Genomic DNA, 7,055 nt, shown 5'->3' with positions numbered 1-7,055 from the left:
CAAACCGCCCGGCCCAATCACCTTCCGCCACGGGCTCCAATACTTCAAATCCCTCGCCCACGGATGGAGGCTCCGAAATGTGTGAATCGCCTAGCCGTGCGAGGGGGTGTCACCCCCTCGCGCTCCCCCAGGATATTTGGAGCCAGAAGAAACAACGGTCATGGATCAGTCCCCCGCGGCCCGACCCTTGAGGGCGACGATGCCCTTGGGCCGGAACTGGATGAAAAGGATGATGAAGAGGATCATGTAGGTCTGCGCGGCCAGCGTGTTCGACGGGTAGACCCATTCGATCCCCTTTTGCAGGAAGCCGATCATCGACGCCCCGGCCAGCGTGCCCCAGACATTGCCGACACCGCCCACCACCACGGTCATGAAGCTTTGCACGATGTAATTCGCGCCCATCTCGGATGTGACCTGCGCATAAAGCCCGATGGCCACGCCCGCGATGCCCGCGATGCCCGAGCCAAGGCCGAAGGTCAGCATGTTGATGCGGTCGGGGTTGATCCCCATCGAGGCCGCCATGCCGGGGTTTTGCGTGACGGCGCGCACCTCGAGCCCCAGCCGCGTGCGCTTGAGAAGGTAGAGAAGCAGCGCGAGGAACAGGAGCGCCAGCACGAAGATCGCCACCCGGATCGAGGAAATGCCGACGATGTCGTTGTAGCTGAGCGCCCCGCTCAGCCAGTCGGGCGCGGTCAGCGGCCGGGCCTGTGTGCCAAAGATGTTCTTGGCCAGTTGTTGCAGGGCAATGGAGATGCCGAAGGTCGCCAGCAGCGTTTCCAGCGGGCGGGTGTAAAGGTGGCGGATCACCAGCCGCTCCATCGCCACCCCCGCACCAAAGGTCACGGCGAAGGCCAGCGGCAGGGCGACAAGGAGGCTCAGCGTGTAGTCGGGGATGAAAAGCTGCACCACATAGCCGGTATAGGCCCCCATCATGATGAATTCGCCATGGGCCATGTTGATCACGCCCATGACGCCGAATGTGATGGCCAGCCCGATGGCGGCAAGAAAGAAGATCGACGCCAGCGACAGACCGTCAAGGATCAGGTCGACCCCCTGATAGAGCGCGATCTGACGGGTGGTGGCAGAAAGAGCATCCTCGGCGGCGGCGGTCATGTCGGGATCGGGTTCGGAATAGGCCTCGAAGAACACATGAGCCGCCACCGCCTGCGTTACCTCCGCCGGACCAGCGCGGGGCGGCACGCGGCCCGCCGCCTCCAGCGTCTCGTAGGCGCGCAGGCGCATCGCCTGTGTGTCGAGCCGGTGCAGGGGAATGCCGCCCACGCGACCGCCCTCGATATGCGCGCCGAGCGCGTCGCGCAGGTCCTTCGCGGTGGGGCGGGGGGGTGCCAGGCGCGCGGCCACAAGCCGGTCATGCGCCTCGGTCTCGGTCAGGTCCGCACCCACCTCGAGCACCCGCGCGATATTGACCCCCTCGGGCAGCACTGCCGCCACGCCGGGCACCCGGGCGGCGACCTGGTTGAGAACGGCGCGCGCCTCTATGGCGGTGTCGCCTGCAAGGCTCTCTATCGCCGCAAGCCGGTCTGCGCGATCCGGGCCGAACTGCGCGGTGAGCAGCGTGAGAAGCCGCGCCTTGCGCGCGCGCAGGCCTGCATCCGCCTCGCCGTCGAGCGATGCTGCAAGCGGCGCGATCTGCCCCGCCTCGGGGCTGCGGGCAATGGCATCGAGTGCCGCGCGGCGGCGGTCGGGGTCGGCGTCTGACAATTCGAACGGCACCAGTGCAGCGGCAACGACGGCACGCACACCCGCATTGGGCCGGATCGGTGACACATCCCGGCTTGTCAGGCCCGTTACCGTCATGCCCCCGTCGATCTCTGTCAGCCCGCCCGCATCGTCGCTGTAGAGAAAGATCCCGTCCGCGCGCCGCTCCACGACACCACGATCCTGCCAGCGGCGCAGAAATGCCGGCGCCTCGGGATGGCCGGAGGTCAGGAGCGCCGCCACCATCGCGCCAGCCGTGCCGCGCGAGGGGGTGGCGATCGCCGCGCGGTGCTCTTGCAGGAGCGGTTGCAAAGGCGTCTGGGCATGGCCCGTGCCCGGTATCAGCAGGACCAGCAGCAAGGCGAGCGCATGGACAAAGGCGCGCAAGGAATCAGGGCGCATGGGGCGATCCGGTCATGTCAGGGAAATGGGAGGGCCGGGCGGCCGGAGCCGCCCGGGCCGCAGCGGGTCAGTAGTTCGAGGTCACCTGAATGCAGGTGCTTGTCTCCGTGTTGAACATGCCGCAGTTCAGATCTTGCCAGTCGCTTTTCAGCACCGCGCTTTCGGGCAGGAAATCGGTCCAGGCGTCGCCCGGCACCTCTTCGGTCTGGCTGATGATGTCGAATTGCCCATCGGCGCGGATCTCGCCGATCAGCACCGGCTTCGACAGATGGTGGTTGGCATTCATCACCGACATGCCGCCGGTCAGGTTGGGAAATTCCTGCCCCCACATCGCCGCGCGCACGGCGTCAACATCTGTCGTGCCCGCCTCGGTCACGGCATTCACCCACATGTTGAAACCGATGTAATGCGCCTCCATCGGGTCGTTGGTGACGCGGTTCGTATCGCCGATGAACGCGTGCCACGCCTCGATGAAGGCGGCGTTTTCAGGCGTGTCCGCGGACATGAAATAGTTCCACGCCGCGAGATGACCGACCAGTTCGGTCGTGTCGAGGCCCGACAGCTCCTCCTCGCCCACGGAAAAGGCGACGACGGGGATATCGTCGGCGCTGACGCCGGCGGCGGCCAGTTCCTTGTAAAAGCCGATATTGGCATCGCCGTTGATGGTCGAGATCACGCCCACCTTCTTGCCCCCCGCGCCGAGCGCCACGACATCGCCGACGATGGTCGCCCAGTCGGAATGGCCGAAGGGGGTGTAGTTGACAAAGATATCCTCGGCGGCGATGCCCTTGGATTTCAGGTAGGAATCGAGAATATTGTTGGTGGTGCGGGGATAGACATAGTCGGTGCCCAGAAGCGCGAAGCTCTCGACGCCCAGTTCCTCGAGAAAGTAATCCACCGCCGGGATCGCCTGCTGATTGGGCGCGGCCCCGGTGTAGAACACGTTCTTTGACGATTCCTCGCCCTCGTATTGCACGGGGTAGAACATCAGCCCGTTCAATTCCTCCAGCACCGGAAGCGCCGACTTGCGGCTGACAGAGGTCCAGGACCCGAAGATCACGTCAACATTGCTCACGGTCAGCAATTCGCGCGCCTTCTCGGCAAAGAGCGGCCAATCGGAGGCGGGATCGACCACCACCGCCTCGATCTCGCAGCCCAGAAGCCCGCCCTTGGCATTCTGCTGATCGACAAGCATCAGCACGGTATCCTTGAGCGTGGTCTCCGAGATTGCCATCGTCCCCGACAGCGAGTGCAGCACGCCCACCTTGATGGGACAATCCTGCGCCAGCGCCGGAGCGGCGAAGAGCGCGGTAGAGGTGGCCAATCCGGCCAGCAGGGTCTTTTTCATGGTCTTGCGACTCCCTTGTCAGGGCTGCGCAGGCGTCATCCAGACCGGGTGACCATGTCTGGCGTGCTTGGCAGCATCACGGTTGTGTCGTCCGTCGGCAACGCTCCGCTATCGGTTCCGACCGAAGGAGAGGCGCGCGAGGTGGCGAGCGCTGTCACAAAAGCGCGCGTCTGCCGGTCCTGCCACGGTGTGCGCAAGATTCCGCGGTCATCCGGGCACCACTGCCGCGAATTTCATCGCGGCGCGTGCGTCGTGCCGCTTTTCTGCACATGCAAAGTATTTGGCCGCGCCACCGCATGGCGGACGGCACCGGCCTCAGCGGGATCAAAAGAGGCGGTTGGCCGCGCTCAACCCTCGTCCGAAGACTGCGGCAACGTGGCCTCATGGCCGAGGATCACACCGCCCGCGCCACTGCCGGTCTGCTTGAGCGCGCGCATCATCGCGACAAGGTTGTCATCGCGCAGCCGCTCCAGGTCGCGGATGGCCATATGGCCCGATTGCGCGTCCGACTGTCCGGCGATGAGATCCACCAGCGCGTCGTCATACTCGGGCACATCCATCAGCCGCGTCCAGGGCCATTGCAGCGCCGGGCCGAACTGATCGAGGAAATGGCGCATCCCGGCCTCGCCTCCGGCGATGCGGTAGGTCTCGAACAGGCCCATTTGCGCCCAGCGCAGGCCAAAGCCCATGCGGATCGCCTCGTCGATCTCTTCGGTCGTGGCGATGCCGTCCTTGACCAGCCAGAGCGCCTCGCGCCAGACCGCCTCGAGAAAGCGGTCGGCGATGTGGGCGTCGATTTCCTTGCGCAGCGTGAGGGGGAACATGCCCAGCGCCCGCAGCGTATCGGCGGCGCGGGTGCAGGTCTCGGGCGCGCCGACAAGCTCGACCAGCGGCAGAAGGTAAACCGGGTTGAAGGGATGCGCGACGATGGCGCGCGCGCCCTCTGCGTTCAGTTGCGAGGGTTTGAAGCCCGAGGTGGACGAGCCGAGGATCGCCCGCTCGGGTGCTTCGGCCATGATCTGCGCCAGCACGCGGTGCTTGAGGTCGAGCCGCTCGGGCACGCTCTCCTGCACCCAGTCCGCCCCGGCCACTGCCTCGGCAAGATCGGTGCAATAGCTCAGGTGCCCCTCGGGCGGCAACGCCCGGTCATAAAGTGTCGGCAGCGCGCGGCGGGCATTGTCGAGCACCGCGCCGATCTTGCGCGCGGCCTCCGGGTCGGGGTCGAACACCGCCACATCCCAGCCATTCAGCAGAAACCGTGCAGCCCAGCCGCCGCCGATGACGCCGCCGCCGATGATCGCGGCGCGGCTCATTTCGGGGCCCGCTTCACAAGGCCCAGCTTCGTGCGCACCTCTTGCGGCCCCATCACCCGCGCGCCCATGCCCTCGACGATGCCCACCGCGCGTTCGACTAGTTGCGCGTTGGTCGCCAGCACGCCCTTTTCGAGCCAGAGATTGTCCTCCAGCCCCACCCGCACATGGCCGCCCGCGAGAACGGCGGCGGCAGCATAGGCCATCTGGTTGCGGCCCAATGAGAAGGCCGAAAAGGTCCAGTCGTCGGGCACATTATTGACCATCGCCAGGAAGGTATTGAGGTCATCCGGCGCGCCCCAGGGCACGCCCATGCAAAGTTGCACCAGCGCGGGGGCCTCCAGCACGCCCTCGCGCACCAGCTCCTTGGAAAACCACAGATGCCCGGTGTCAAACGCCTCGATCTCGGGCTTCACGCCCAGTTCGGTCATCATCCGTCCCATGGCGCGCAACATGCCGGGCGTGTTGGTCATCACATAGTCGGCCTCGGCGAAATTCATCGTGCCGCAATCGAGCGTGCAGATCTCGGGCAGGCAGGCGGCGATATGGGCGACGCGCGCCTCGGCCCCGATCATGTCGGTGCCCGTTTCGCGCAGCGGCAGCGGTGCATCGGGCGGACCAAAGACCAGATCGCCCCCCATCCCGGCCGTGAGGTTGAGCACCACATCCACCTCAGCGGCGCGGATGCGCTCCGTCACCTCGCGGTAAAGGTCGAGCCTGCGCGACGGCGCGCCGCTCTCGGGGTCGCGCACATGGCAATGCACGATGGCCGCGCCCGCCTTCGCCGCGTCGATGGCGCTCTCGGCGATCTCTTGCGGGCTGCGCGGCACATGCGGGCTGCGGTCCTGCGTGGCACCCGAACCGGTGACGGCGCAGGTGATGAAAACCTCTCTGGTCATGGTCAGGGGCATGGCGTCTCCTTCCGGGGCAACTCTCGCGGGTTCTGTGTCCGACTTTACCCTGAGCGCGGCGTCGGACTTGTCATATACCGCCAGATATAAGCCCAATTTGGCCAAGGCCGCCACCTGTTCCGTCGCCGTGGCCCGATGGCAGTTTGATCACGCGGCGATTGATGGGTCAGGCTCCGAACTCCGCGCGCAAGGCATCTGAATGCGCGCCCAGCTCCGGCACCGGACCAGACGTGGCGGGCCTGTTGTCGATGAGCGCGCCGGGCGCCAGCATCCGCACCGGGCCGCCAGGCGTCTCAACCGTGACATGGCGGGCCTGGGGATGGGTGTGCAAATCCGCCAGATCGCTCACCCGGCCATAGGCGATGCGGGCCGCGCGCAACCGCTCGGCCATGGTGTCGCGCGGCAGGGCGCCAAAGACCGGGCGCAGGATCGCATCGAGCGCCGTGCGATTGGCGACGCGGTTCGAGTTGCTGTCAAAGCGTGGATCGCGGGCAAGCGCGGCATCGTCCAGGATCACCTCGCAGAAGGTGGCCCATTCCCGCTCGTTCTGGATCGAGATCAGCACGGATTTGCCATCGCTGCCCTCGTAGACGCCGTAAGGCGCGATGGTGGGATGATTGAGGCCCGCGCGCGGCGGCACCTTGCCGCCATAGGCATATTGCAGATAGGGCACGTTCATCCAGTCGGCGAGCGCGTGAAAGAGCGACACCGCGATATGCCGCCCCTCGCCGGTCGTGGCACGTCCGATCAATGCCTCCAGCACCGCCTGATAGGCCGTCATCCCCGCCGCGATATCGCAGACCGACACGCCGGTGCGGGCGGGGCCATGCTCATTTCCGGTGATGGACGAGAGGCCCGTCTCGGCCTGCACCAAGAGGTCATAGGCCTTGAGATCCGCCAGCGGCCCGTCCTCGCCATAGCCCGAGATCGACACGGTGATGAGGCGCGGATGCTCGGCGCGGAGCCGGTCAGGCGCAAATCCCAGCCGGTCAATGGCCCCCGGTGCCAGGTTCTGGATGAAGATATCCGCGCGGGCCAGCATCCGCTCCATCAACGCGCGGTCGGTCAGGTTCCGCAGGTCAAGACAGATCGATTCCTTGCCCCGGTTCAGCCAGACGAAATAGGCACTCTCGCCATGGACAAGACTATCATAGCCGCGCGCGAAATCGCCCTCCGGGCGCTCCACCTTGATCACGCGCGCGCCCGCCTCGGCCAGACGCCCCGAGCAATAGGGCGCGGCCACCGCCTGTTCGACCGAGACGACAAGCAGACCGGACAGATCATCGGGCATGGGCAGGCTCCTTGGGTGTCGCAGCCGAACATGCCTGTTCCGCATGGCGGGGGAAAGCCCGGTTTCGCGCGACG

4 protein-coding genes and 1 pseudogene are annotated in these 7,055 nt (G+C 66.1%); all 5 read right to left on the bottom strand.

The window, feature by feature from the left end; all coding sequences use genetic code 11:
• Positions 1 to 165: 165 nt before the first annotated feature.
• The 5 genes and pseudogenes from urtB to ACSSV8_RS12260 all read right to left on the bottom strand — a co-directional run bounded on the left by urtB (position 166) and on the right by ACSSV8_RS12260 (position 6,981).
• Positions 166 to 2,121 (bottom strand): urea ABC transporter permease subunit UrtB, encoded by a 1,956-nt coding sequence (gene urtB, locus ACSSV8_RS12280; protein ID WP_454282631.1) that lies wholly within the window; start codon positions 2,119 to 2,121, stop codon positions 166 to 168.
• 67 nt (positions 2,122 to 2,188) lie between these two features.
• Positions 2,189 to 3,469 carry an urea ABC transporter substrate-binding protein gene (gene urtA / locus ACSSV8_RS12275; protein ID WP_454282630.1) on the bottom strand — a complete coding sequence of 427 codons (1,281 nt, stop codon included), beginning with the start codon at positions 3,467 to 3,469 and terminating at the stop codon, positions 2,189 to 2,191.
• A 371-nt stretch (positions 3,470 to 3,840) separates the two neighbouring features.
• A pseudogene (locus ACSSV8_RS12270) lies at positions 3,841 to 4,782 on the bottom strand (3-hydroxyacyl-CoA dehydrogenase NAD-binding domain-containing protein); the annotation flags it as partial.
• Complete coding sequence (locus tag ACSSV8_RS12265; protein ID WP_454282629.1) at positions 4,779 to 5,690, bottom strand: 3-keto-5-aminohexanoate cleavage protein; 912 nt, start codon at positions 5,688 to 5,690, stop codon at positions 4,779 to 4,781. The gene ACSSV8_RS12265 and the pseudogene ACSSV8_RS12270, both read right to left, overlap by 4 nt.
• 166 nt (positions 5,691 to 5,856) lie before the next feature.
• Complete coding sequence (locus tag ACSSV8_RS12260; RefSeq protein ID WP_454282628.1) at positions 5,857 to 6,981, bottom strand: CaiB/BaiF CoA transferase family protein; 1,125 nt, start codon at positions 6,979 to 6,981, stop codon at positions 5,857 to 5,859.
• Positions 6,982 to 7,055 lie beyond the last annotated feature (74 nt).

The sequence above is a fragment of the Roseovarius sp. MBR-79 genome, assembly GCF_053628555.1.
The sequence above is the reverse complement of the archived record's forward strand: the minus strand, read 5'-3'. Positions and strand labels throughout refer to the sequence as shown.